This window comes from Streptomyces viridosporus T7A, from assembly GCF_008704515.1.
GTDB lineage: Bacteria > Actinomycetota > Actinomycetes > Streptomycetales > Streptomycetaceae > Streptomyces > Streptomyces viridosporus.
The window spans coordinates 5,957,902-5,983,428 of record NZ_CP023700.1 but is presented as its reverse complement, the minus strand read 5'-3'; the positions used below and the strand labels follow the sequence as shown (position 1 = coordinate 5,983,428).

General features: G+C 68.7%; 13 protein-coding genes, 1 tRNA gene and 3 rRNA genes. 2 read left to right on the top strand and 15 right to left on the bottom strand.

Features of this window, described 5'->3' with window-relative positions; translation table 11 throughout:
* Positions 1–54: 54 nt before the first annotated feature.
* Positions 55–888, top strand: a complete 834-nt coding sequence (locus CP969_RS27660; RefSeq protein WP_016824411.1) for an Fpg/Nei family DNA glycosylase — start codon at positions 55–57, stop codon at positions 886–888.
* A 63-nt stretch (positions 889–951) separates the two neighbouring features.
* Here CP969_RS27660 and CP969_RS27655 read toward each other — a convergent pair whose 3' ends face one another.
* The 10 genes from CP969_RS27655 to CP969_RS27610 form a co-directional block, all read right to left on the bottom strand.
* Positions 952–1,248: a hypothetical protein gene (locus CP969_RS27655; protein WP_004982662.1), complete on the bottom strand. Its 297-nt coding sequence runs from the start codon at positions 1,246–1,248 to the stop codon at positions 952–954.
* 69 nt (positions 1,249–1,317) lie between these two features.
* Positions 1,318–1,788, bottom strand: coding sequence for a Dps family protein (locus CP969_RS27650; protein ID WP_004982664.1), 471 nt, complete (start codon positions 1,786–1,788; stop codon positions 1,318–1,320).
* Between the two features lie 179 nt (positions 1,789–1,967).
* On the bottom strand, positions 1,968–2,348 hold the full coding sequence (locus tag CP969_RS27645; protein ID WP_003993396.1) for a helix-turn-helix domain-containing protein: 381 nt from the start codon (positions 2,346–2,348) through the stop codon (positions 1,968–1,970).
* A gap of 109 nt (positions 2,349–2,457) precedes the next feature.
* Entirely contained in the window at positions 2,458–3,003 is a 546-nt protein-coding gene (locus CP969_RS27640; RefSeq protein WP_016824412.1) for a CinA family protein, read from the bottom strand.
* Positions 3,000–3,890 carry a CDP-diacylglycerol--glycerol-3-phosphate 3-phosphatidyltransferase gene (gene pgsA / locus CP969_RS27635; RefSeq protein ID WP_026084829.1) on the bottom strand — a complete coding sequence of 297 codons (891 nt, stop codon included), beginning with the start codon at positions 3,888–3,890 and terminating at the stop codon, positions 3,000–3,002. Before pgsA ends, CP969_RS27640 begins: the two co-directional genes overlap by 4 nt.
* Positions 3,887–5,362 (bottom strand): 30S ribosomal protein S12 methylthiotransferase RimO, encoded by a 1,476-nt coding sequence (rimO, locus tag CP969_RS27630; RefSeq protein ID WP_004982672.1) that lies wholly within the window; start codon positions 5,360–5,362, stop codon positions 3,887–3,889. Before rimO ends, pgsA begins: the two co-directional genes overlap by 4 nt.
* A gap of 93 nt (positions 5,363–5,455) precedes the next feature.
* On the bottom strand, positions 5,456–6,289 hold the full coding sequence (locus CP969_RS27625) for a helix-turn-helix domain-containing protein (protein ID WP_004982674.1): 834 nt from the start codon (positions 6,287–6,289) through the stop codon (positions 5,456–5,458).
* 252 nt (positions 6,290–6,541) lie between these two features.
* Positions 6,542–9,289, bottom strand: a complete 2,748-nt coding sequence (locus CP969_RS27620) for a DNA translocase FtsK (RefSeq protein WP_026084830.1) — start codon at positions 9,287–9,289, stop codon at positions 6,542–6,544.
* A 195-nt stretch (positions 9,290–9,484) separates the two neighbouring features.
* Positions 9,485–10,162 carry a response regulator gene (locus CP969_RS27615; RefSeq protein ID WP_004982678.1) on the bottom strand — a complete coding sequence of 226 codons (678 nt, stop codon included), beginning with the start codon at positions 10,160–10,162 and terminating at the stop codon, positions 9,485–9,487.
* 304 nt (positions 10,163–10,466) lie between these two features.
* Positions 10,467–15,962, bottom strand: a complete 5,496-nt coding sequence (locus CP969_RS27610) for a HAMP domain-containing protein (RefSeq protein ID WP_004982680.1) — start codon at positions 15,960–15,962, stop codon at positions 10,467–10,469.
* A gap of 438 nt (positions 15,963–16,400) precedes the next feature.
* Between CP969_RS27610 and CP969_RS27600 the strand changes: the two genes are divergently transcribed.
* Entirely contained in the window at positions 16,401–19,157 is a 2,757-nt protein-coding gene (locus tag CP969_RS27600; RefSeq protein ID WP_026084832.1) for a SpoIIE family protein phosphatase, read from the top strand.
* Between the two features lie 52 nt (positions 19,158–19,209).
* Here CP969_RS27600 and CP969_RS27595 read toward each other — a convergent pair.
* The 5 genes from CP969_RS27595 to CP969_RS27575 form a co-directional block, all read right to left on the bottom strand.
* A tRNA-Thr gene (locus tag CP969_RS27595) sits at positions 19,210–19,282 on the bottom strand.
* Between the two features lie 77 nt (positions 19,283–19,359).
* Entirely contained in the window at positions 19,360–20,037 is a 678-nt protein-coding gene (locus CP969_RS27590; protein WP_016824418.1) for a DegT/DnrJ/EryC1/StrS family aminotransferase, read from the bottom strand.
* 100 nt (positions 20,038–20,137) lie between these two features.
* Positions 20,138–20,254, bottom strand: a 5S ribosomal RNA gene (gene rrf, locus CP969_RS27585).
* Between the two features lie 70 nt (positions 20,255–20,324).
* A 23S ribosomal RNA gene (locus CP969_RS27580) occupies positions 20,325–23,450 on the bottom strand.
* 320 nt (positions 23,451–23,770) lie between these two features.
* Positions 23,771–25,301 (bottom strand): 16S ribosomal RNA (locus CP969_RS27575).
* Together the 16S, 23S and 5S rRNA genes form the textbook arrangement of a ribosomal RNA operon.
* Positions 25,302–25,527 lie beyond the last annotated feature (226 nt).

The following is a 25,527-nucleotide window of genomic DNA, read 5'->3' as shown; positions in this document are numbered from 1 at the left end:
GGTGGCCCGGCCGGGCCGGACACCGCGTCCGGCCCGACGTGCCACCCTTGACGCATGCCCGAAGGAGACACGGTCCGGCAGGCCGCACGGCGGCTGCACGACGCCCTCGCGGGCAGGGTGCTGACCCGCAGCGACCTCCGGGTGCCCAAGTACGCCACGGCCGACCTCACCGGCCGGACCGTCCTGGACGTCACCGCGCGCGGCAAGCACCTGCTCGCACGCATCGAGGGCGGGCTGACCCTGCACTCGCACCTGCGGATGGACGGCTCCTGGCGGGTGTACGCGGAGGGGCAGCGCTGGGGCGGCGGCCCCGCCCACCAGATCCGCGCGATCCTCGGCAACGCCGACCGCACGGCCGTCGGCTACCGGCTCCCCGTCGTGGAACTCCTGCGCACCCGTGACGAGGACCGCGCGGTCGGCCATCTCGGCCCCGACCTCCTGGGCCCGGACTGGGACCCGGACCGGGCGCTGGCCAACCTCCTGGGGGACCCGTCCCGCCCCCTCGGCGAGGCCCTGCTGGACCAGCGCAACCTCGCCGGCATCGGCAACGTGTTCAAGAGCGAGCTCTGCTTCCTGCTCGGCGTCACCCCCTGGCTCCCCACGGGGGAGCTGCCCGCCGAGCGCGCCGCACAACTGCCCGGACTCGCCAGGAAGCTGCTGGAGTCCAACCGCGAGCGCCCGGTCCGCAACACGACGGGCCTGAGCGACCCGGACCTGTTCGTGTACGGTCGCGCGTCCCGCCCCTGCCTGCGCTGCCGCACCCCGATCCGCCTCGCCGACCAGGGCGACGGCTCCCGCGGGCGTCCCACCTACTGGTGCCCGGTCTGCCAGCCGGGCCCGGCTCCCACGCCGTCCCGGCCGCGCCGCACCGCAGCCCCGCGGTGGTGACGGGCACAGCCCGGAGGCCGTCCGCCCGCACGGTCCCGTCCCCGGTCTCCGGCACCACGGCCGTCACCGCCGGCCGGATTCCCCGTCCGGACGGGGGCGCGGCGCCTCCTGGGGGACCGCCGTCGCGGAGGAGGCGGTGCCCGCGCGCCAGGCTCGCCGCCACCGGCCGGCGGCCATCACCCCTTCCGCCCGGCCCCTGGGCATGCAGTGCACCGGCAGCAGGCTGAGCCCCCACCCGCCGGCCGCGACCGCCCCTTCCAGCGCACCGGCGCCGGGCACCAGCAGCAGCCGTGCCAGGGACCACCACCACAGCGCCCCGAGCCCCACGGCGGCCCCCCGGCACACCATCCGTCCCGTCATGGGCCCCGCCTCCCCGGCCGGATGCCGCGGGACCGCCGACCGGAAGCCGCGCGACCCTCCGGGGTCACGTCACCCGTTCTCGGCCTGGAACATCCAGTGCTGCTTCTCCAGGTCCGCCGTGGCCGCGATGAGGATGTCCTGGCTCACCGGGTCCGCCTCCCCGGTCGCCGTGACCCGCTCCCGCATGCGGGCGATCACCGCGCCCAGCGCCTCCACGAGCGTTCCCACCGCGGTCGTGTCGTCGACCCAGCCCTCGGGCGTCACCCCGATCCCGCTGCCGACGGCCACCGTCGCGGCGCGCCCGTCGGGCGAGACGCCCAGTGCCGCGGCGCGCTCCGCCACGGTGTCGGCGTGCTTGCGCGCGACGGCCACGACCTCGTCCAGCTGGAGGTGGACGGAACGGAAGCGCTGTCCGACCACGTTCCAGTGGATCTGCTTCGCCACGAGGGCGAGATCCACCAGATCCACCAGGGCGCCCTGCAGCGCCTCGGACACCGTCTTCAGGTTCGCGTCGGACAATGGACTCTTCACGACGTACATCCGCACCTCCGTAGCCGTCCCCCGCCTCCTCACTCAACGATGACCGCCGCATGCCGCACCGGCAAACGCACGCGGACGCCCCGGACATGCGAAAACCCCGGCAGCACCCCTCCGGATCTCCCGGAAGGGCCCAGACCGGGGCCTCTCACACCCTCACACCGCGCGTGCGCGAAACCGCGTCACGCGGCGACGACGTCCACCGCCTCGGCGGGCGCCTTGATGGTCACCCGTTCCGGTGGCACGCCGGTCACCGAAACGGAACCCAGCATCGGACGAACCGGCGTGGGTACGGGCTCGCTGGGGGTCGCTGCAGCAGACTGGGCCAGCTCGGCGAGGGCGAGCTCGTCGCTCACTTCCCGCATGAGCTCGGACATCCGTACGTCCAGCGCGTCGCAGATGGCGGAGAGCAGCTCGGAGGAAGCCTCCTTCTGCCCCCGCTCCACCTCGGAGAGATAGCCGAGTGAGACTCGGGCGGACGAGGAGACTTCGCGCAGAGTACGGCCCTGGCGCTGGCGCTGCCGACGCAGCACGTCACCCAGCAGGCGACGGAGCAGAATCATCGGTGGCTCCCTCCTCGGACCGCGTAGCCGCATCCTTCTCGCCCCACCGTACCGCCTCGTGCTGCGGCCGTGCGGGGAGCGATGTCGTGTTCACTCTGGGCTGCAAACATCAAAACCCCCCGTTCCGTTCCGTATCCTGTGCCCGCTCATTTCCGGTCTGTTCGCCCACAAGCTCCGTCAGAAGCAGTGCGAGTACGCTCCGTACACTCTCCATACGAATTTCCGCGCGGTCGCCGTTCAACCGCAGGCGCTCCACTTTTCCGCCGGAGGCGGAACCGGAACCGACTCCGGAGGGACCGTCCACGGCCACGAAGACCGTCCCGACGGCCTGGCCGTCCTGCGGGTCCGGGCCGGCGACGCCGGTGGTCGCGACGCCCCAGTCGGCACCCAGCGCCTTGCGCACGCCGGCCGCCATCTGGGCCGCCACCTGCGGATCCACCGCTCCGCGCTGAGCCAGCAGAGTGGCGTCCACGCCGAGCAGTCCGTGCTTCAGGTCGGTGGCGTACGCCGTCACCGAACCACGGAAGACCTTGGAGGCCCCGGGAACCGAGGTGATCTCCGCCGCCACCAGGCCACCGGTCAGCGACTCGGCGACAGCGAGCGTTCCGCCGTTCACGGTGAGTAGTCGCACCACCTCGGTGGCCGTGGAACTCACGCTTCCGTCTCCTCCAACGCCGCCTTGCGCTCGGCAATTCCCCGCCTGCGGAGCACAATGGCCTGTTTCACATAGTCGAGTCCGGTCACCACGGTCAGCACGACCGCGGCGGCCATCACCCACCACCGCAGGGTGGCCAGCCATCCCGTGAGCGCCAGTACGTACATGCCGACGGCCACGCCCTGGGTGAGGGTCTTGAGCTTGCCCCCGCGGCTGGCCGGGATCACGCCGTAGCGAATGACCAGGAAACGCAGCAGCGTGATGCCGATTTCCCGGCCGAGGATGACCCCGGTGACCCACCAGGGCAGATCGCCCAGCGCCGAGAGGCAGATCAGCGCCGTCCCCATGATCGCCTTGTCGGCGATGGGATCGGCGATCTTCCCGAAGTCGGTGACCAGGTTGTACGTGCGCGCCAGGTGACCGTCGAACAGGTCGGTGATCATGGCGACGGCGAACGCCGCCCAGGCGAGCGACCGCCACGCCGGGTCGTATCCGCCGTCGGCGAGCATCAGCGCGACGAAGGCCGGTACGAGCAGCAGCCGGAGCATGGTCAGCAGGTTGGCGATGTTCCAGACGCTGGCCTGGTTGACGGCCGCCGCCGCGATCTTCCCGCCGCGCGGCGGTTTCGCCCCGTCCACGGCGTCCACGGCGCCGTCGAAGACGCCCGCGGACACCTCCCCGCCGGGCAGTTGCTCCCCGCCCTGGCCACGGCCGGACCGTCCGCCCGCCCCCGGGCCGCCGCCGGGCGGTCCCGGAGTCGAGCTCCGGGCCTCCCGCGCGGCCGTGCGACCGGCCGCCGTCCCCGGGACGGTCCCGGGGGCCGCGTTCGCCGTCGCCCTCCTCGTGCCGGAGGGGCCTCCTGCCGCCGATGCCGGGACACCCGTCATCTGCCCGCCTCCTCACTACACGCGAGCGAGCCCTGGAAGAGCGGCTCGGCCACCAGGTCGACACCCTCCGTACCGACCACCTTCGCCTCGACCATACGGCCGACGCCCACACCCCCGCCGCTCGTGAGCAGCACCTGGCCGTCCGTCTCGGGGGCCTGGTGCGCCGCCCGGCCGTGGACGCCCTCCTCCTCGTCCACGGACTCCACCAGCACGTGCACGGTCTCGCCGACCCGCTCGTCGGCGCGCTGCGAGACGAGTTCCTCGGCCAGCCGGGAGACACGTGCCAGCCGCTCGGCGACGACGTCCTCCTCCAGCTTGGTGTCGTAGGTCGCCGCCTCCGTGCCCTCCTCGTCCGAGTAGCCGAAGACGCCGATGGCGTCCAGCCGCGCGTGGTTCAGGAAGCGCTCCAGCTCGGCGAGGTCGGCCTCGGACTCGCCGGGGAAACCGACGATGAAGTTGGAGCGCACACCGGCCTGCGGCGCCCTGCTCCGGATGGTGTCGAGCAGCTCGAGGAAGCGGTCGGTGTCGCCGAAACGACGCATCGCGCGCAGCACGCCGGGCGCGGAGTGCTGGAAGGACAGGTCGAAGTACGGGGCGACCTTCGGCGTGGAGGTCAGGACGTCGATCAGACCGGGCCGCATCTCGGCCGGCTGGAGGTAGCTGACGCGCACCCGCTCGAGGCCGTCGACCTCGGCGAGCTCCGGCAGCAGGGACTCCAGCAGGCGGATGTCACCGAGGTCCTTGCCGTAGGAGGTGTTGTTCTCGGAGACCAGCATGATCTCCTTCACCCCCTGTTCGGCCAGCCACCGCGTCTCGTTCAGCACGTCGCTGGGGCGGCGTGAGATGAAGGAGCCGCGGAAGGACGGGATGGCGCAGAAGGAGCAGCGCCGGTCGCAGCCCGAGGCGAGCTTCACCGAGGCGACCGGGGAGCCGTCCAGCCGGCGGCGCAGGGGCGCGCGGGGACCGGAGGCCGGGGCGAGGCCCTCCGGCAGGTCCGCCGGACCGTGGCCGGGCAGCGCGACGGACGCGCCCGCCGCCTGCCGTTCCACCGGGCTGAGGGGCAGCAGCTTGCGCCGGTCACGCGGGGTGTGGGAGGCGTGGATGCCGCCGCTCAGGATGGTCTGGAGCCGGTCCGAGATGTCGGTGTAGTCGTCGAAGCCGAGCACGCCGTCGGCCTCGGGGAGGGCCTCGGCGAGTTCCTTGCCGTACCGCTCGGCCATGCAGCCCACCGCCACGACGGCCTGCGTTCTCCCGTGTTCCTTGAGGTCGTTGGCCTCCAGGAGGGCGTCGACCGAGTCCTTCTTGGCGGCCTCGACGAAACCACAGGTGTTCACGACGGCGACGTCCGCTTCGGCGGCGTCCTCGACGAGCCGCCAGCCGTCCGCCTCCAAACGGCCTGCGAGCTCCTCCGAGTCCACCTCGTTACGGGCGCAGCCAAGGGTGACGAGTGCGACGGTACGGCGTTCAGGCATGGGCTCAAGACTACTTCGTCCCGCAGACGGCCCACGTCGACGGGGTTGGCCGAGCTTGGCCGACCCCGTCGTCGATGTACCGCCTGGGGCTGTTTATCCGGCCTGCGGGTCGCCCTTGGTGTAGGTGAGGCGCTCGACGGCTCCCGGCTGGAAGTCGTCCTCGATCTTCTTGCCGTTCACGAACAGGTCGATCGCGCCGGCGTCGCCGAGCACCAGGTTGATCTTCGAACTGTCCTGGAAGGTCTTGGACTCGCCCTGCTTGAGCAGGCCGTCGAACAGCAGCCGGCCGTTGTGGTCCTTGGCCGAGATCCAGCTGCGTCCGTCGACGGCGCTCACCTGCACCGTCACCTTGTCCTGCGGCGCGGCGGCGATGGCGCTGTCCGACGGCTCGGGCTCGGGGACGGCGGGCTTCTCCGCCTTGGGCGTGGGCGAGGCGGACTCGGTGGACGCGGTGCCGTCGGCGACGTTCTCCTTCCCGCCGTCGTCACCGCCCTTGACCATCGTGAACCCGACGAAGCCGATCACCACGACGATCGCGGCGACCATGGCCGCGGTCCAGTTCGGTCCGCGCCGCTCCGGACGGATGCGCTCCGCCTCGAAGAGGGGCGCGGCCGGGGTCGGGGCCGGGCGGCCGTTGCCGTGCTCGGTCTCGTACTGGGCGATCAGCGGAGCCGGATCGAGGTTCACGGCCCTGGCCAGGGTCCGGATGTGCCCGCGCGCGTAGACGTCGCCGCCGCAGGCCGCGAAGTCGTCCGCCTCGATGGCGTGCACGATGGCGATACGGACCCGGGTGGCGGTACTGACGTCGTCGACGGTGAGCCCGGCGGCGATGCGCGCCTGCTGCAGTGCACGGCCGACGGAGGGGCGGGCTTCCTCGGAAACGTCTTCGAACGGACGCTCGTCTTCAGGGGAGTTGCCGATGGACACGGGGGCGCCTTTCGAGCGTGTAGCCGCCTGTGCTGGAGATTCAGTCTAGGGGGGGTACAAATGGGTGGGGCAACCGGGCGGTCGGACTTTGTACGCCATCGGAATGGCCCGACATCCCGATGGTGGACCTGCTGCTTGTGGCTTTCCTCAACTTGACGTACGCCGAGGGGAAACGGTTGCCCGCCGTCCCCTCACGGGTGGGTCACGATCGACCGTCCGGACGCTCCGGGGCGTCACCCGTGCCCCGTGCGCCTACCCTTCAGACTCCCCCCGGATCAGCGCGAGCACGCCGTCCAGGTCGTCGGGTTTCACAAGAACGTCACGAGCCTTCGAACCCTCGCTCGGTCCCACGATGTTCCGGGACTCCATCAGGTCCATCAGCCGGCCGGCCTTGGCGAAGCCCACGCGCAGCTTGCGCTGGAGCATGGACGTCGACCCGAACTGGGTGGAGACGACCAGCTCGGCCGCCTGGCACAGCAGGTCGAGGTCGTCGCCGATGTCCTCGTCGATCTCCTTCTTCTGCTTGGTCCCGACGACCACGTCGTCCCGGAAGACGGGCGCCATCTGCTCCTTGCAGTGCCGGACGACCGCCGCGACCTCCTCCTCGGTCACGAACGCGCCCTGCATACGGGTCGGTTTGTTCGCTCCCATCGGCAGGAACAGCCCGTCGCCCTTGCCGATCAGCTTCTCGGCACCGGGCTGGTCGAGGATGACCCGCGAGTCGGCGAGCGAGGAGGTGGCGAACGCCAGCCGGGAGGGCACGTTCGCCTTGATCAGACCGGTGACGACGTCGACCGACGGCCGCTGTGTGGCGAGCACCAGGTGGATGCCGGCCGCCCGCGCGAGCTGCGTGATGCGCACGATGGCGTCCTCGACGTCACGCGGGGCGACCATCATCAGGTCGGCCAGCTCGTCGACGATCACCAGCAGGTACGGGTACGGCTGGAGCTCGCGCTCGCTGCCCTCGGGCGCCTTGACCTTGCCCTCGCGCACCGCGCGGTTGAAGTCGTCGATGTGCCGGTAGCCGTAGGCGGCCAGGTCGTCGTAGCGCAGGTCCATCTCGCGGACCACCCACTGCAGCGCCTCGGCGGCCCGCTTGGGGTTCGTGATGATCGGTGTGATCAGGTGCGGGATGCCCTCGTACGCGGTCAGCTCGACGCGCTTGGGGTCGACCAGGATCATCCGGACGTCCTCGGGGGTCGCCCGCATCATGACCGAGGTGATCAGGCAGTTGATGCAGGACGACTTTCCGGAGCCGGTGGCGCCGGCGACCAGCATGTGCGGCATCTTCGCCAGCGAGTGCATGACGTAGCCGCCCTCGACGTCCTTACCGAAGGCCACCAGCATCGGGTCGTCGTCCTCGGCGGACTCCGCGAGCCGCAGTACGTCGCCGAGGTTGACCATCTCCCGGTCGGTGTTCGGGATCTCGATGCCGACCGCGGACTTGCCGGGGATCGGACTGATGATCCGTACGTCCGGGCTGGCGACGGCGTACGCGATGTTCTTGGTCAGCGCGGTGATCCGCTCGACCTTCACGGCGGGCCCGAGTTCGACCTCGTAGCGCGTGACCGTCGGTCCGCGGGTGAAGCCGGTGACCCGGGCGTCGACCTTGAACTCGGTGAAGACGGTGGTGAGCGAGGCGACGACGGCGTCGTTGGCGGCGCTGCGCGCCTTGCCCGGGCCGCCCCGGGTGAGCAGGTCGAGCGAGGGCAGGGCGTACGTGATGTCGCCGGACAGCTGGAGCTGCTCGGCGCGCGCGGGAAGGTCCCGGGGCTCGGAGGGCGGGGCCTTCGTCAGGTCCGGGACGCCGGCCACGGGCTGGTCCCGCTTCGGCCCGTCCGCCTTCGTCGTGTCCGGCTTCGGCTTCTCCGGCTGGGGGCGGGCGGCCGGGACCGGTGTCGGCGTGGTCGGCTCGCGGTCCCCGACGCGCACGCCCTGGGTCAGGTCGGCGACGACCGGCGAGGGCGGCATCCCGTGCAGGACGGCTCCGTCGAGCGCGGCGGCCGCGGCGGCGGCCACGTCCACGGCGTCCATCGACCGGTGCCCGTCGGGCTGCGGCGTCGCGGGCCGGCGGGGCCGGCCCCGGCGCCGGGACAGCGCCTCCTGCTCCGCGCCGTCCGGGTCGTACTCCCCGGGCGCGGGCCGTCGCCCGCGGCGACTGGCGGGCAGCACCTCGCGCCACTGCTCCTCGTAGCGCTCGTCGTCCTCGCCGAACTCCTGCGGCACGACCTCGTGGACGAGTCCGAGCCGCACACCGAGCATCCGCAGCCGCTGCGGGACGGCGTTCACCGGGGTGGCCGTGACGACCAGCAGACCGAAGACCGTGAGCAGCACCAGCAGCGGCACGGCGAGTACGTCGGTCATGGTGTACGACAGCGGGGTGGCCGCGCCCCAGCCGATGAGGCCGCCGGCGTCCCTTATGGACTGCATGCCGTCGTCGCGGGCGGGCGAGCCGCAGGCGATGTGGATCTGGCCGAGCACGCCGATGACGAGCGCGGACAGGCCGATGACGATCCGGCCGTTGGCCTCCGGCTTCTCCGGGTGCCGGATGAACCGCACCGCGACGACCGCGACCAGGATCGGCACGAGCAGGTCCAGCCGGCCGAAGGCGCCGGTGACCAGGATCTCCACGAGGTCGCCGACCGGTCCCTCCAGGTCGGCCCAGGTGCCCGCGGCGACGATCAGCGCGATGCCGAGCAGCAGCAGCGCCAGGCCGTCCTTGCGGTGCGCGGGGTCGAGGTTCCTGGCGCCCTGCCCTATGCCGCGGAAGACGGCGCCGACGGCGTGCGCCAGGCCCAGCCACAGGGCACGCAGGAGGCGGTAGACGCCTCCGGTCGGGCTCGGTGCCGGTCTGGGCGCGGGCTTCTTCACCGCCGCCTTCTTGGCGGGAGCCTTCCTCGGGGGGGCCTTCTTGGCGGGAGCCTTCCTCGCCGGAGCCTTCGCGGAAGCGGCCGCCTTCTTCACGGGCGGCTTCTTGGCTGCGGAGGGACGTGAGGCCATGGGTGTGAGGTTACCGCTGGAGGAGGCAGGGGACACGCGTGGCGGATGCTTCACCCGTTCGTGTCGCTCTTCTGGAGGCGTGAAGCTGACAACGAGGGCTGTGGACCGGCACGGAAAGGCGTGCGGGTCCGCGGAACTGACCCGGGCTCATGTCCGGACCCACCCGGAGACCGGCCAAACCCCCTGCGGCCGGGTTCAGTTCTGCGACGGCACCGACGACGCGCTGCCGGTACCCGGCTCCAGCGCGTCCAGCGCCCGCCGCAACCCCGTGAGCTTGCGCTCCAGATGTGCCGCCGTGGCCACCGCGGCCGCGTCGGTCGACTCGTCGTTGAGCTGCTTGGTGAGTGCCTCGGCCTGCTCCTCGACGGCCGCGAGGCGCGCCGAGAGCTCGGCGAGCAGCCCCGCCGGCTCCTTCGGCTCGCCGGTGTCCTTCTCGCCGCCCTCCAACTGGAGCCGCAGCAGCGCCGCCTGCTCCCGCAGCTGGCAGTTCTTCATGTACAGCTCGACGAACACCGAGACCTTCGCCCGCAGCACCCACGGGTCGAACGGCTTGGAGATGTAGTCGACCGCACCCGCCGCATAGCCGCGGAACGTGTGGTGCGGGCCGTGGTTGATCGCGGTGAGGAAGATGATCGGGATGTCCCGGGTCCGCTCCCGCCGTTTGATGTGCGCGGCGGTCTCGAAGCCGTCCATGCCCGGCATCTGGACGTCCAGCAGAATGACCGCGAAATCGTCCGTGAGCAGTGCTTTGAGCGCTTCCTCCCCGGACGATGCCCGCACCAGTGTCTGATCGAGCGCCGAGAGGATCGCCTCCAGCGCCAGCAGATTCTCCGGCCGGTCATCGACCAGGAGGATCTTGGCCTTCTGCACCATGGCCCGCCCTCCTCGCCCCGGCTTGGGGCCTCCCCTGTCCGCAGGACCTGGGGAGGCACTGGTCGGTACCACCCCAGACGACGACTCCCTTGCGCCGTCCGTCCTTGTGCCGGTCATCGTAGCCGCACCCCGCCCGTCGCCACACCCTGTCACCGTGATGTCACTGTGCACATAGCAGAAACGCGGCGGGAGACCAGAAGGTTCCCCGAATCCCGCACTTCTACACGACTTCGCGCACACCGCGTGAGCAACTCCGTGCGAACGCGGAAGCCCCGGCCCGTCGCGCGCCCCCTCGGACGCCGCCTCACTCCCCCCGCATCCACTGCTCCATCACCGACAGCAGGTGGTCGGGGTCGACCGGCTTGGTCACGTAGTCGGAGGCGCCCGACTCGATCGCCTTCTCCCGGTCGCCCTTCATCGCCTTCGCGGTGAGCGCGATGATCGGGAGCCCGGCGAACTGCGGCATCCGGCGGATCGCCGTGGTCGTCGCGTACCCGTCCATCTCGGGCATCATGATGTCCATCAGCACCACCGCCACGTCGTCGTGCTGCTCCAGCACCTCGATGCCCTCGCGCCCGTTCTCCGCGTACAGCACGGACAGGCCGTGCTGCTCCAGCACGCTGGTGAGCGCGAAGACGTTGCGGATGTCGTCGTCGACGATCAGCACCTTCTGCCCGCCGAAGCGGATGCCCCGGTGCGACCGGGGCGCCGGCTCCGGCTGCTCCGCGCCCGACCACTGCTCCGGCTCCGGCGCGGGCCGCTGCTCCGGCGCGGGCCGCTGCTCCGGAGCGGGCCGCTGCTCCGCCCGGGGCAGGGCCCGGCGACGGCGCCGGAACAACGCGGCCGGACCGCTCTGGGTCTCCCGGTACGACGTCACCTCGGCGGGCGCCCCGGCCTCCGGCCCGGCCGGTGCCACCAGGCCACCGGTCTCCGGGGCGGGCAGGGCCTGCTGGTAGCCGTGCGGGGGCAACTCGCTCGGGTGCAGGGGGAGGTACAGCGTGAACGTCGAGCCGCGGCCCGGCTCGCTCTGCGCGTGGATCTCACCGCCGAGGAGCTGCGCGATCTCCCGCGAGATGGACAGCCCCAGACCCGTGCCGCCGTACTTGCGGCTGGTCGTGCCGTCGGCCTGCTTGAACGCCTCGAAGATCACCCGCATCTTGCTGGCCGCGATGCCGATGCCCGTGTCGCTCACCGAGAACGCGATCAGGTCCGCGTCCGGGTCGGTCAGCGAACCGGCCTCCAGCAACTGCTCCCGGATGGCCTGCGGGACGTCGTCCCGGGCCGGCCGGATGACCAGCTCGACCGATCCGGAGTCGGTGAACTTCACCGCGTTGGACAGCAGGTTCCGCAGCACCTGGAGCAGCCGCTGCTCGTCGGTGTGCAGGGTGGCCGGCAGCTCCGGGGACACGCGCACCGACAGGTCCAGGCCCTTCTCCGCGGTCAGCGGCCGGAAGGTCGCCTCCACGTAGTCCACGAGCTGGACCAGCGCGATGCGCGTCGGGGAGACGTCCATCTTGCCCGCCTCGACCTTGGACAGGTCGAGGATGTCGTTGATGAGCTGGAGCAGGTCGGACCCGGCACCGTGGATGGTCTCGGCGAACTCGACCTGCTTCGGGGAGAGGTTCCCCTCCGCGTTGTCGGCGAGCAGCTTGGCCAGGATCAGCAGCGAGTTGAGCGGCGTCCGCAGCTCGTGCGACATGTTGGCCAGGAACTCGCTCTTGTAGCGCATGGAGACCGCGAGCTGCTCGGCCCGCTCCTCCAGGACCTGCCGCGCCTCCTCGATCTCGGTGTTCTTCACCTCGATGTCGCGGTTCTGCCGCGCCAGCAGCTCGGCCTTCTCCTCCAGTTCGGCGTTGGACGCCTGGAGCGCCTTCTGCCGCTGCTCCAACTCCGCCGACCGCTCCCGCAGTTGCTCGGTCAGCTCCTGGGACTGCTTCAGCAGCCGTTCCGTCTTGGTGTTGACCGAGATGGTGTTGACGCTCGTCGCGATCATCTCGGCGATCTGGTTCAGGAAGTCCTTCTGGATCGCCGTGAACGGCGTGAACGACGCCAGCTCGACGACGCCGAGCACCTTCCCCTCGAACAGCACCGGCAGCACGATCACCTGCGCCGGCGGCGCCTCCCCGAGCCCCGAGGAGATCTTCAGGTAACCGGTGGGCGCGTTCTCCACGAGGATCGTGCGCTTCTCCACGGCCGCCGTCCCGATGAGCCCCTCGCCGGGCCGGAACGACGTCGGCATGGAGCCCATGGAGTAGCCGTACGAGCCGAGCATGCGCAGCTCGAACTGGTCGTCGTCCGCGTCGCTCACGTCCTCGCCGTCGACCAGCGGCATCGCCAGGAAGAACGCGCCGTGCTGCGCGGAGACCACCGGCGTCAGCTCGCTCATGATCAGCGAGGCCACGTCCTCCAGGTCGCGGCGGCCCTGCATCAGCGCGGAGATCCTGGCGAGATTGCCCTTGAGCCAGTCCTGCTCCTTGTTGGCGATCGTGGTGTCGCGCAGGTTGGCGATCATCTTGTTGATGTAGTCCTGGAGCTCCTGGATCTCCCCGGACGCGTCCACGTCGATCTTCAGGTTCAGATCGCCGCGGGTCACCGCGGTCGCCACGCGCGCGATGGCACGCACCTGCCGGGTCAGGTTCCCGGCCATCTCGTTCACGGACTCGGTCAGGTCCCGCCAGGTGCCGTCGACGTCACGCACCCGCGCCTGGCCGCCCAGCTGGCCCTCCGTCCCCACCTCGCGGGCCACTCGCGTGACCTCCTCCGCGAACGAGGACAGCTGGTCGACCATCGTGTTGATGGTCGTCTTCAGCTCGAGGATCTCCCCGCGCGCGTCGATGTCGATCTTCTTCGTCAGGTCGCCCTTGGCGATGGCCGTGGTCACCATGGCGATGTTGCGCACCTGACCGGTCAGGTTGGACGCCATCTGGTTCACCGACTCGGTGAGATCCTTCCACGTGCCGGCCACACCCGGCACCTGCGCCTGACCGCCGAGGATGCCGTCCGTGCCCACCTCGCGGGCCACCTTGGTGACCTGCTCGGCGAACGCGCTCAGCGTCTTCACCATGGTGTTGATGGTGTCGGCGAGCTGCGCCACCTCGCCGCGCGCCTCGATGCTGACCTGCCGCGTCAGGTCGCCGTTGGCGACGGCGGCGGAGACCTGGGAGATGTTCCGCACCTGGGTGGTCAGGTTCTTGGCCATCAGGTTGACGTTGTCGCTCAGGTCCTTCCAGATGCCCGTCACGCCCGGCACGTTGGCCTGACCGCCGAGGATGCCCTCCGTGCCCACCTCGCGGGCCACCCGGGTCACCTGCTCGGCGAACGACGACAGCTGGTCCACCATCGTGTTGACGGTGGTGACCAGCTCGAGGATCTCGCCCTTGGCGTCGACGGTGATCTTCTTCGACAGGTCGCCCTTGGCGACCGCGGTGGTGACCTCGGCGATGTTGCGCACCTGGAGGGTCAGGTTGTTCGCCATGCCGTTCACCGACTGCGTGAGGTCCTTCCAGGTGCCGGAGACGCCCTGCACCTCGGCCTGGCCGCCGAGGATGCCCTCCGTACCCACCTCACGGGCCACCCGCGTGACCTCCTGGGCGAACGACGACAGCTGGTCCACCATCGTGTTCAGCGTGTTCTTCAGCTCCAGGATCTCCCCGCGCGCGTCCACGGTGATCTTCTGCGACAGGTCGCCGCGGGCCACCGCGGTGGCCACCTGGGCGATGTTGCGCACCTGCGCGGTGAGATTGCCGGCCATGCCGTTCACGGAGTCGGTCAGGTCCCGCCACACACCGGCGACCCCCGGCACCTGCGCCTGGCCGCCGAGCCGGCCCTCGGTGCCCACCTCGCGCGCCACGCGGGTGACCTGGTCGGCGAAGGACGACAGCTGGTCGACCATCGTGTTGATGGTGTTCTTCAGCTCGAGGATCTCCCCGCGCGCGTCGACGTCGATCTTCTGCGACAGGTCACCGCGCGCGACGGCCGTCGTCACCTCGGCGATGCCGCGCACCTGGGCCGTGAGGTTCCCGGCCATCGAGTTGACGGAGTCGGTGAGCTCCTTCCAGGTGCCCGACACCCCGTCCACCCGGGCCTGGCCGCCCAGGCGGCCCTCCGTGCCCACGTCCCGGGCCATCCGCGTGACCTGGTCGGCGAAGCTCGACAGCTGGTCCACCATCGTGTTCACGGTGTTCTTCAGCTGGAGCATCTCGCCGGACACGTCGACCGTGACCTTCTGCGACAGGTCGCCGTTGGCCACCGCCGTCGTCACCTGGGCGATGTTCCTCACCTGTCCGGTGAGGTTGCGGAACGCCGTGTTGACGGAGTCCGTCAGGTCCTTCCACGTCCCCGCCGCCCCCGGCACCTGCGCCTGGCCGCCCAGCTCGCCCTCGACCCCGATCTCGCGCGCCACGCGCGTGACCTCGGCACCGAAGGCGGACAGCTGGTCCACCATCGTGTTGACGGTGTTCTTCAGCTCCAGCATCTCGCCGGCCACGTCCACGGTGACCTTCTGCGACAGGTCGCCGTTGGCCACCGCCGTCGTCACCGCGGCGATGTCCCGCACCTGGGTGGTCAGGTTCCGGAACACCGTGTTGACGGAGTCCGTCAGGTCCTTCCAGGTGCCCGCGGCGCCCGGCACGTTCGCCTGACCGCCCAGCCGGCCCTCGGCGCCGACCTCGTTGGCGACCCGCGTGACCTCGTCCGCGAAGATCCGCAGCGTCTCGGTCATCTGGTTGATCGTCTTGGCCAGCTGCGCGACCTCGCCGCGCGCCGGCACGGTCACCTGCCGCGACAGGTCCCCGTTGGCGACCGCGGTCGTCACCTCGGCGATCTCGCGCACCTGCGCCGTGAGGTTCCCGGCCATGGTGTTGACGGAGTCGGTGAGCTCCTTCCAGACGCCGTCCACCCCGGGCACCTGCGCCTGACCGCCCAGCGCGCCCTCGGTGCCCACCTCGCGCGCGACCCGGGTCACCTCGGAGGAGAACGCGGAGAGCTGGTCCACCATCGTGTTGACGGTGTTCTTCAGCTCCAGCATCTCCCCCTCGACGTGCACGGTGACCTTGCGCGACAGGTCGCCGCGGGCGACCGCCGTCGTCACCAGCGCGATGTCGCGCACCTGCGCCGTCAGCCGCTCCGCCATGGTGTTGACGGAGTCCGTGAGGTCCTTCCACGAACCGGACATGCCGCGCACCCGGGCCTGCCCGCCCAGCTTGCCCTCGGTACCCACCTCGCTGGCCACGCGCGTGACCTCGTCGGTGAACGTCGACAACTGGTCGACCAGGTTGTTGACGGTGCGCCCGACCTTCAGGAACTCACCGCGCAGCGGGTGCCCGGTCCCGTCCGGCGCCTGGGCCCGCAGCTCCATGCGCGGCGACAGATCGCCCTCGGCCACCGCGGACAGCACCCGGCTGACCTCGGACACCGGCCGCACGAGATCGTCCACCAGCGCGTTCGAGTGCTCGATCGCGGTCGCCCAGGAGCCCACGGAGGCCCCCGTCTCCAGCCGCTCGGTGAGCTTTCCCTCACGTCCGACCATGCGCCGCACCCGCGCCAGCTCACCCGTCAGGTGCAGATTGCGGTCGGCCACCTCGTTGAAGACCGCCGCGATCTCCGACATCACACCGTCGCCGGACACCGTGAGCCGCTTGCGGAAGTTCCCGTCCCGCATCGCCACGAGAGCCACCAGCAGCCGATTCAGGGCCGCCGTGTCCACCACCGTGGTCCCGCCCTTCGCCTTGCGTGGGTTGCTCAGGGACTGTCCGCCTTTCGCGCGCGCCTTCGTGCCCCGCGTCGCTGCGCCAGACTCCACTGTGTCCCTCCCGCAGGGGTCGACCTTTACCGCTGTGCTCTCGGGTACCGCCCCGGAGGACGTACCCGATTCCTGCCCAGTGCCTGTACTACTGCGTACCACTGCAATGCCGTACTGCGATTCCCGCCCGGCGCACCAAGACGCCGCCAAGGGGGCTGCTGCCCACCCGGCGCGGAAAACACCCGGTCCGCCAGGACCTTCACGACAAGCCTGCCCAGTGTTTCACCCTCGCCGAACCAGGCCATAACAGTTCGGCAGCTTCGCACATCGTCCGCACACCTCCGGACGTGAGACCCCTCCGGACGGAAACACAGCGGACCGGCATCCGCTGGGGGCGCGAGGGTAAGTAACCTTGCATCCGGCTGCCCAGCCACGCCGGTCCGTCCGGCCTGGCCGGTGGCAGGGAGACGAGCGGGCATCGGAGGGGCGGCCGCACACATGACCACCGGACTGATCCCCGGGGAGCAGCCCCCGGAGCCTCGGCCGACGGGCGGCCTGCCGCAACAGCGGCACGAGCCCGACGGCCATGGAACCATGTCCGCCGACGACCGGTCGAGGAGTTCTGTGATCACCGCGCGCGCGGCCGCCAGCTTCGAGCCCGTCGGACGATCGGTCGCGAGCGCCCGCTCCTTCGTCCGCGACACCCTCCAGGGCTGGGGATTCGGTGACATCGTGGACGACGCGGTGGTTCTCACCAGCGAACTGGTGACCAACGCCGTGGTCCACGCGGGCACCTCCGCCGACCTGCTGTGCCTGCGCGGCGACGACGGCGTGCGGATCGAGGTGTCCGACCGGTATCCGGAGCGCGAGATCCCCGTCCAGGGCTCGGCCGTCAACATGGGCAGCCCCGACCGCGAAGGAGGCCGCGGCCTCCAGCTGTGCGCGGCCCTGGCCGGCCGCTGGGGCGTGGAGTACACCCCCACCCACAAGACCGTCTGGTTCCGGCTTGACCTCCCCGAGCGCCCGGTGGGGACCCGCACCGCCGGTCCGTCCCTGCCGCCCGACCTCCTCCCGCTCGCCGACACCCGGGTCCGCGTGGCCGTCGTCCAGATCGACCGGGCCGGCTCCGTCACCGCCTGGAACGAGGACGCGGAGGAACTCTTCGGCTACACGGCCGAGCAGGTCACCGGAAAGCCCTTGACCGACTTCGCCGCCTGGCCGCACACCCCGGGCACCGGCACCGGCATCGCCGAGGCGCTCCAGCTCTCCCGCTGGGAGGGCAGCTACGGCATCAGGGGCGCCCACGGCCGCGTGATCCCGGTGTACGCCTCCCATCTGCGGGTCCGCGACACCGACGGCGAGCCGTCAACGGTCTGCCTGCTGGTGAGGGACCACGAACGGGCGGTCCTGCAGACGCCGCTGCGCGGACCCGCCTCCGAGACGTCCGGCGGCTCCGAGGGCCAGAGCACCGACCCCTTCGAGGTGTTCATCGGCTCTCCCGCCCCGGACGACCTCGACGGCCTGCTCCAGCGCACGGTGGAGCGCGCCCGCGACATGCTCGACGGCGACTCCGCCTTCCTGCTCCTCGCCACCGACGACGAGACGGAACTGGAGGTCCGCGCCTCCACCGGACTGCCCTCGGCCCGCCAGCGCTTCGCCCGCGTCCCCGTCGAGGCGGGCCCCGGCCGCTACGGCTCCGCCCGCATGCCGGCCGTCCACGAGGACCTCACCGCCATGCCCGGCGCGGTCCCCCTCCTCAACGGCACCGGCATGCGCTCGGTCGTCACCGTCCCGCTGAAGGTCGAGGGCCGCCTCACCGGCTCCCTCGGCGTCGCCGCCGAGGGAGCCGGCAGGTACTCCAACGAGGAGGCCCTGCGCCTGCAGTTCGCGGCCGACCGCATCGCGCTCGCCGTCGAGTCGGCCCGCCTGGGCGAACTGGAGCGCCTGCGCCGGGGTTCGCTCAGCTTCCTCGTCGAGGCCTCCGACCTGCTCGCCGGCACACTGGACCGGGACCAGACGCTGGCCCTCATGGCCCAGATGACGGTCCCGACCCTCGCCACCTGGTGCGCCGTCTACACGATCGCCGACCAGGCCTCCGAACCGGACCTCTCCTACGTGCTGCACGAGGACGAGGAGCTCATCGACGGCATCAAGTCCCTGCTGTCGAAGATCCCCCCGCCCGACCCGGTGCCCACCCCCGGCGCCCGCGTCTGGTCGGCCCCCGCGGAGATCGCCCACCAGGCCGCCCTGCGCACGTCCATGCGCAGCCTCGGCCTCAGCGGCGGTCCGGCCCACCAGGTCACTCCGGGCATCGGCCCGACCCTCGCCACGGCCGCGGCCGTCGGCGGCGAGACCGTGGTCCTCCCCCTGGTCGCCCGCAACCGCGTCATCGGCATGCTGACCCTGGGCAAGCCGACCGACGAGCACTTCCGCCAGGAGATCCTGGAACTCGCCGAGGACCTCTCCCGACGGGCCGCCCTGGCCCTGGACAACGCCCGCCTCTACTCCGAGCGCACGGCCATCAGCCAGTCCCTCCAGCGCAGCCTGCTGCCCCCCGAACTGCCGACCGTCGAGGGCGTCGAGGTGGAGGTCATCTACCGCGCGGCCGGCGAGGGCAACGAGGTCGGCGGCGACTTCTACGACCTCTTCCCCATCAGCGACGGCGCCTACGGCTTCGCCATCGGCGACGTCTGCGGTACGGGCCCCAACGCGGCGGCCGTCACCGGCCTCGCCCGGCACGCGCTCCGGCTGCTGGCCCGCGAGGGCCTGAGCGGCCCGGCGGTCCTGGAGCGCCTGAACTCCGCGATCCTCGACGAAGGCGCCCGCAGCCGCTTCCTCACGCTGCTCTACGGCGAGCTGCGTCCGCAGGAGGACGGCAGCGCGGAACTGAAGGTGGTCTGCGCCGGTCATCCCCTCCCCCTGCGTCTGCGTCAGGACGGCACGGTCGAACCGGCCGCCGACCCCCAGCCGCTCCTCGGTGTCCTGGAGGACCTGGAACTGTACGAGCAGACGGTCACCCTCGACCCCGGCGACGTCCTCCTCTGTGTCACGGACGGCGTCACCGAACGCCGTGAGGGCCCCCGCATGCTGGGCGACGACGGTCTCGCCGACGTCCTGACGACCTGTACGGGCCTGACGGCCGGCGCGGTCGCGGCCCGCATCATGCGCGCCGTGGAACGGTTCGCCTCCGACGCTCCCTCCGACGACATGGCCATCCTCGCCATGCGCGTCCCGGGCCTCCACCAGGACCAGTGAGCAGCAGGGCATGAGAAAGGCCCCGCCCGGGAGGGCGGGGCCTTTCTGTCGGAGCCCCCAAACGGAATCGAACCGTTGACCTTCTCCTTACCATGGAGACGCTCTGCCGACTGAGCTATAGGGGCCTGTTGCCGTGTGCGGGGTTTCCCTCGCGGCAACGAAATAGATCATACCCTGAACAGACCCGTGTTCCCAACCACGCTCAAGAGGTCGGCTGCAGCAACCCGCCCAGCGCATTGCACGCGGACGCGATCCGCTGCATGTCCCGCTTGGTCAGCGAGGCGTCCACCGGAAGCGCGAGCGTCTCGTCGGCGGCCCGCTCGGTCTCCGGCAGGAACACGCACCGCCGGAATTCGGGCAGGCGGTGCACAGGCGTCTTCACCGGCACCCGGCAGTCAACGCCCTTGGCACGTATGGCCCGTGCGAAGGCATCCCGGTCGGGCCGTCCGTTCCCCGGCACCCGCACCACGTACTGCCGATAGGTGTGCCCGACCCCGCCTTCGGGCGTCCGCACCCCCCTCAACTTCGCGTCGAGGAACGCCGCCCGCTCCCGGCGCCGTGCTGTCTCCTCGTACGGCGCCTCGGGCTCTCCGTGCTCCAGCACCAGCAGCCCGTGCCGGCGGCCGAGGGCGTGCAACCGCTCGAGCTCGGCGGGCCTGCCGAAGCGGTGGACGACAACCACGGCCGCCGTCCGGGGAGTTACGGCCGCCTCCACGGCGGCCGGCTCGAGGCAGTACGACGCCGGATCTATGTCGGCGAACACCGGCAGCGCTCCCGCCATCACCACGGCTTCGGCGACTTCCACGTTCCCGAAAGCCGGTACGACGACCTCGTCACCGAAGCCGACGCCGGCGGCTCTGAGCAGTGCAGCAGTACCCATGGGGTGGATGCTCGTTGCGCCACGTGAACGTCAAGTGACGGCAAACAAAAAAGAGTTGGACCCCGAACCGAAGTTCGGGATCCAACCCTTATCAAGAATTGTTCGGCGGCGTCCTACTCTCCCACAGGGTCCCCCCTGCAGTACCATCGGCGCGGTAGGGCTTAGCTTCCGGGTTCGGAATGTAACCGGGCGTTTCCCCTACGCTATGACCACCGAAACACTATGAAACAATCAACAACCGTTGGCTGTTCGTGGTTTCAGAACCAACACAGTGGACGCGAGCAACTGAGGACAAGCCCTCGGCCTATTAGTACCGGTCACCTCCACACGTTACCGTGCTTCCAGATCCGGCCTATCAACCCAGTCGTCTGCTGGGAGCCTTACCCCATCAAGTGGGTGGGAGTCCTCATCTCGAAGCAGGCTTCCCGCTTAGATGCTTTCAGCGGTTATCCCTCCCGAACGTAGCCAACCAGCCATGCCCTTGGCAGGACAACTGGCACACCAGAGGTTCGTCCGTCCCGGTCCTCTCGTACTAGGGACAGCCCTTCTCAAGACTCCTGCGCGCACAGCGGATAGGGACCGAACTGTCTCACGACGTTCTAAACCCAGCTCGCGTACCGCTTTAATGGGCGAACAGCCCAACCCTTGGGACCGACTCCAGCCCCAGGATGCGACGAGCCGACATCGAGGTGCCAAACCATCCCGTCGATATGGACTCTTGGGGAAGATCAGCCTGTTATCCCCGGGGTACCTTTTATCCGTTGAGCGACGGCGCTTCCACAAGCCACCGCCGGATCACTAGTCCCGACTTTCGTCCCTGCTCGACCCGTCGGTCTCACAGTCAAGCTCCCTTGTGCACTTACACTCACCACCTGATTGCCAACCAGGCTGAGGGAACCTTTGGGCGCCTCCGTTACCCTTTAGGAGGCAACCGCCCCAGTTAAACTACCCATCAGACACTGTCCCTGATCCGGATCACGGACCCAGGTTAGACATCCAGCACGACCAGACTGGTATTTCAACGACGACTCCACGACCACTGGCGTGGCCGCTTCACAGTCTCCCAGCTATCCTACACAAGCCGAACCGAACACCAATATCAAACTGTAGTAAAGGTCCCGGGGTCTTTCCGTCCTGCTGCGCGAAACGAGCATCTTTACTCGTAGTGCAATTTCACCGGGCCTATGGTTGAGACAGTCGAGAAGTCGTTACGCCATTCGTGCAGGTCGGAACTTACCCGACAAGGAATTTCGCTACCTTAGGATGGTTATAGTTACCACCGCCGTTTACTGGCGCTTAAGTTCTCAGCTTCGCCCCACCGAAGTGGAGCTGACCGGTCCCCTTAACGTTCCAGCACCGGGCAGGCGTCAGTCCGTATACCTCGCCTTACGGCTTCGCACGGACCTGTGTTTTTAGTAAACAGTCGCTTCTCGCTGGTCTCTGCGGCCACCCCCAGCTCACCGGGCAAAGCCGGATCACCAGTGATGGCCCCCCTTCTCCCGAAGTTACGGGGGCATTTTGCCGAGTTCCTTAACCATAGTTCACCCGAACGCCTCGGTATTCTCTACCTGACCACCTGAGTCGGTTTCGGGTACGGGCCGCCGTGCAACTCGCTAGAGGCTTTTCTCGACAGCATAGGATCATCCACTTCGCCGCAATCGGCTCGGCATCGGGTCTCAGACGATGTGCCAGGCGGATTTGCCTACCTGACGTCCTACACCCTTACCCCGGGACAACCACCGCCCGGGCTGGACTGCCTTCCTGCGTCACCCCATCACTCACCTACTGACCGCTTGGGCCGGCGGCTCCACCACTCCCCTTCACCCGAAGGCTCCGGGGCGGCTTCACGGCCTTAGCATCACGATGCTCGGTGTCTGGCGCTGCACCGCGGGTACCGGAATATCAACCGGTTGTCCATCGACTACGCCTGTCGGCCTCGCCTTAGGTCCCGACTTACCCTGGGCAGATCAGCTTGACCCAGGAACCCTTAGTCAATCGGCGCACACGTTTCTCACGTGTGAATCGCTACTCATGCCTGCATTCTCACTCGTGAACCGTCCACAACTCGCTTCCGCGGCTGCTTCACCCGGCACACGACGCTCCCCTACCCATCACGATCCCCGTTGGGGGTACATATCGCAATGACACGACTTCGGCGGTACGCTTGAGCCCCGCTACATTGTCGGCGCGGAATCACTAGACCAGTGAGCTATTACGCACTCTTTCAAGGGTGGCTGCTTCTAAGCCAACCTCCTGGTTGTCTCTGCGACTCCACATCCTTTCCCACTTAGCGTACGCTTGGGGGCCTTAGTCGATGCTCTGGGCTGTTTCCCTCTCGACCATGGAGCTTATCCCCCACGGTCTCACTGCCGCGCTCTCACTTGCCGGCATTCGGAGTTTGGCTAAGGTCAGTAACCCGGTAGGGCCCATCGCCTATCCAGTGCTCTACCTCCGGCAAGAAACACACGACGCTGCACCTAAATGCATTTCGGGGAGAACCAGCTATCACGGAGTTTGATTGGCCTTTCACCCCTAACCACAGGTCATCCCCCAGGTTTTCAACCCTGGTGGGTTCGGTCCTCCACGAAGTCTTACCTCCGCTTCAACCTGCCCATGGCTAGATCACTCCGCTTCGGGTCTTGAGCGTGCTACTGAAACCGCCCTGTTCGGACTCGCTTTCGCTACGGCTTCCCCACCCGGGTTAACCTCGCAACACACCGCAAACTCGCAGGCTCATTCTTCAAAAGGCACGCAGTCACGACGTTGAGCGCAAGCACTCAACGCGACGCTCCCACGGCTTGTAGGCACACGGTTTCAGGTACTATTTCACTCCCCTCCCGGGGTACTTTTCACCATTCCCTCACGGTACTCTCCGCTATCGGTCACCAGGGAATATTTAGGCTTGGCGGGTGGTCCCGCCGGATTCACACGGGATTTCTCGGGCCCCGTGCTACTTGGGTGTCTCTCCAACGAGCCGCTGACGTTTCGGCTACGGGGGTCTTACCCTCTGCGCCGGACCTTTCGCATGTCCTTCGCCTACGCCAACGGTTTCTGACTCGTCCCACGGCCGGCAGACCGTGGAAGAGAGATCCCACAACCCCGCATGCGCAACCCCTGCCGGGTCTCACACGCCTGCGGTTTGGCCTCATCCGGTTTCGCTCGCCACTACTCCCGGAATCACGGTTGTTTTCTCTTCCTGCGGGTACTGAGATGTTTCACTTCCCCGCGTTCCCTCCGCACTGCCTATGTGTTCAGCAGCGGGTGACAGCCCATGACGACTGCCGGGTTTCCCCATTCGGACACCCCCGGATCACAGCCTGGTTGACGGCTCCCCGGGGCCTATCGTGGCCTCCCACGTCCTTCATCGGTTCCTGGTGCCAAGGCATCCACCGTGCGCCCTTAAAAACTTGGCCACAGATGCTCGCGTCCACTGTGCAGTTCTCAAACAACGACCAGCCACCCGTCACACACCGCTCACGCGGCGCTGCACCGGGGCCGGCGACCGAAGACCCGGCCGTGCGGCCGTGCCCTCAGACACCCAACAGCGTGCCCGACACCCCCGCCCCACCCGTGGCCTGCGTTCCACGCTCCGAAGAGCAGTACTGGCAGCCCGAGGCGGCTGATGATGCCGAGTAGTCAACGTTCCACCCATGAGCCACCAGCATCGGACGTGCGCCGATGGACTGGCCTCTGACCGCGATCCCGCAGGGACGCGGTGAGAAGTGCTCCTTAGAAAGGAGGTGATCCAGCCGCACCTTCCGGTACGGCTACCTTGTTACGACTTCGTCCCAATCGCCAGTCCCACCTTCGACGGCTCCCTCCCCAGGGGGGTTGGGCCACCGGCTTCGGGTGTTACCGACTTTCGTGACGTGACGGGCGGTGTGTACAAGGCCCGGGAACGTATTCACCGCAGCAGTGCTGATCTGCGATTACTAGCGACTCCGACTTCATGGGGTCGAGTTGCAGACCCCAATCCGAACTGAGACCGGCTTTTTGAGATTCGCTCCACCTCGCGGTATCGCAGCTCATTGTACCGGCCATTGTAGCACGTGTGCAGCCCAAGACATAAGGGGCATGATGACTTGACGTCGTCCCCACCTTCCTCCGAGTTGACCCCGGCGGTCTCCCGTGAGTCCCCAGCACCCCCGGAGGGGCCTGCTGGCAACACGGGACAAGGGTTGCGCTCGTTGCGGGACTTAACCCAACATCTCACGACACGAGCTGACGACAGCCATGCACCACCTGTACACCGGCCACAAGGGGGACCGTGTCTCCACGGTTTTCCGGTGTATGTCAAGCCTTGGTAAGGTTCTTCGCGTTGCGTCGAATTAAGCCACATGCTCCGCCGCTTGTGCGGGCCCCCGTCAATTCCTTTGAGTTTTAGCCTTGCGGCCGTACTCCCCAGGCGGGGCACTTAATGCGTTAGCTGCGGCACGGACGACGTGGAATGTCGCCCACACCTAGTGCCCACCGTTTACGGCGTGGACTACCAGGGTATCTAATCCTGTTCGCTCCCCACGCTTTCGCTCCTCAGCGTCAGTGTCGGCCCAGAGATCCGCCTTCGCCACCGGTGTTCCTCCTGATATCTGCGCATTTCACCGCTACACCAGGAATTCCGATCTCCCCTACCGAACTCTAGCCTGCCCGTATCGACTGCAGACCCGGGGTTGAGCCCCGGGCTTTCACAACCGACGCGACAGGCCGCCTACGAGCTCTTTACGCCCAATAATTCCGGACAACGCTCGCGCCCTACGTATTACCGCGGCTGCTGGCACGTAGTTAGCCGGCGCTTCTTCTGCAGGTACCGTCACTTGCGCTTCTTCCCTGCTGAAAGAGGTTTACAACCCGAAGGCCGTCATCCCTCACGCGGCGTCGCTGCATCAGGCTTGCGCCCATTGTGCAATATTCCCCACTGCTGCCTCCCGTAGGAGTCTGGGCCGTGTCTCAGTCCCAGTGTGGCCGGTCGCCCTCTCAGGCCGGCTACCCGTCGTCGCCTTGGTGAGCCGTTACCTCACCAACCAGCTGATAGGCCGCGGGCCCATCCTGCACCGCCGGAGCTTTCCACGCGCATCGGATGCCCGAGCGCGTCGTATCCGGTATTAGACCCCGTTTCCAGGGCTTGTCCCGAAGTGCAGGGCAGATTGCCCACGTGTTACTCACCCGTTCGCCACTAATCCCCACCCGAAGGTGGTTCATCGTTCGACTTGCATGTGTTAAGCACGCCGCCAGCGTTCGTCCTGAGCCAGGATCAAACTCTCCGTGAATGTTTACCGGTGATCCGGTGCACACATCACGAGAGCGGTGCGAGGGGAGGAATAGTCCCCTCGCACACAGCGTCCTCGCTGTGTTTCTTCAAAGGAACCTCGGCCATCGGTGTACCCGATGGACGGGGTATCAACATATCTGGCGTTGACTTTTGGCACGCTGTTGAGTTCTCAAGGAACGGACGCTTCCTTCGTACTCACCCCTCCGGGCTTTCCTCCGGGCGCT

Bases quoted from the DNA above. Each gene is read 5' to 3' on its own strand.
- CP969_RS27660 (WP_016824411.1), top strand. From the start codon at position 55: ATGCCCGAAGGAGACACGGTCCGGCAGGCCGCACGGCGGCTGCACGAC.
- CP969_RS27655 (WP_004982662.1), bottom strand. From the start codon at position 1,248: ATGACGGGACGGATGGTGTGCCGGGGGGCCGCCGTGGGGCTCGGGGCG.
- CP969_RS27650 (WP_004982664.1), bottom strand. From the start codon at position 1,788: ATGTACGTCGTGAAGAGTCCATTGTCCGACGCGAACCTGAAGACGGTG.
- CP969_RS27645 (WP_003993396.1), bottom strand. From the start codon at position 2,348: ATGATTCTGCTCCGTCGCCTGCTGGGTGACGTGCTGCGTCGGCAGCGC.
- pgsA (WP_026084829.1), bottom strand. From the start codon at position 3,890: ATGACGGGTGTCCCGGCATCGGCGGCAGGAGGCCCCTCCGGCACGAGG.
- rimO (WP_004982672.1), bottom strand. From the start codon at position 5,362: ATGCCTGAACGCCGTACCGTCGCACTCGTCACCCTTGGCTGCGCCCGT.
- CP969_RS27620 (WP_026084830.1), bottom strand. From the start codon at position 9,289: ATGGCCTCACGTCCCTCCGCAGCCAAGAAGCCGCCCGTGAAGAAGGCG.
- CP969_RS27615 (WP_004982678.1), bottom strand. From the start codon at position 10,162: ATGGTGCAGAAGGCCAAGATCCTCCTGGTCGATGACCGGCCGGAGAAT.
- CP969_RS27600 (WP_026084832.1), top strand. From the start codon at position 16,401: ATGACCACCGGACTGATCCCCGGGGAGCAGCCCCCGGAGCCTCGGCCG.
- CP969_RS27590 (WP_016824418.1), bottom strand. From the start codon at position 20,037: ATGGGTACTGCTGCACTGCTCAGAGCCGCCGGCGTCGGCTTCGGTGAC.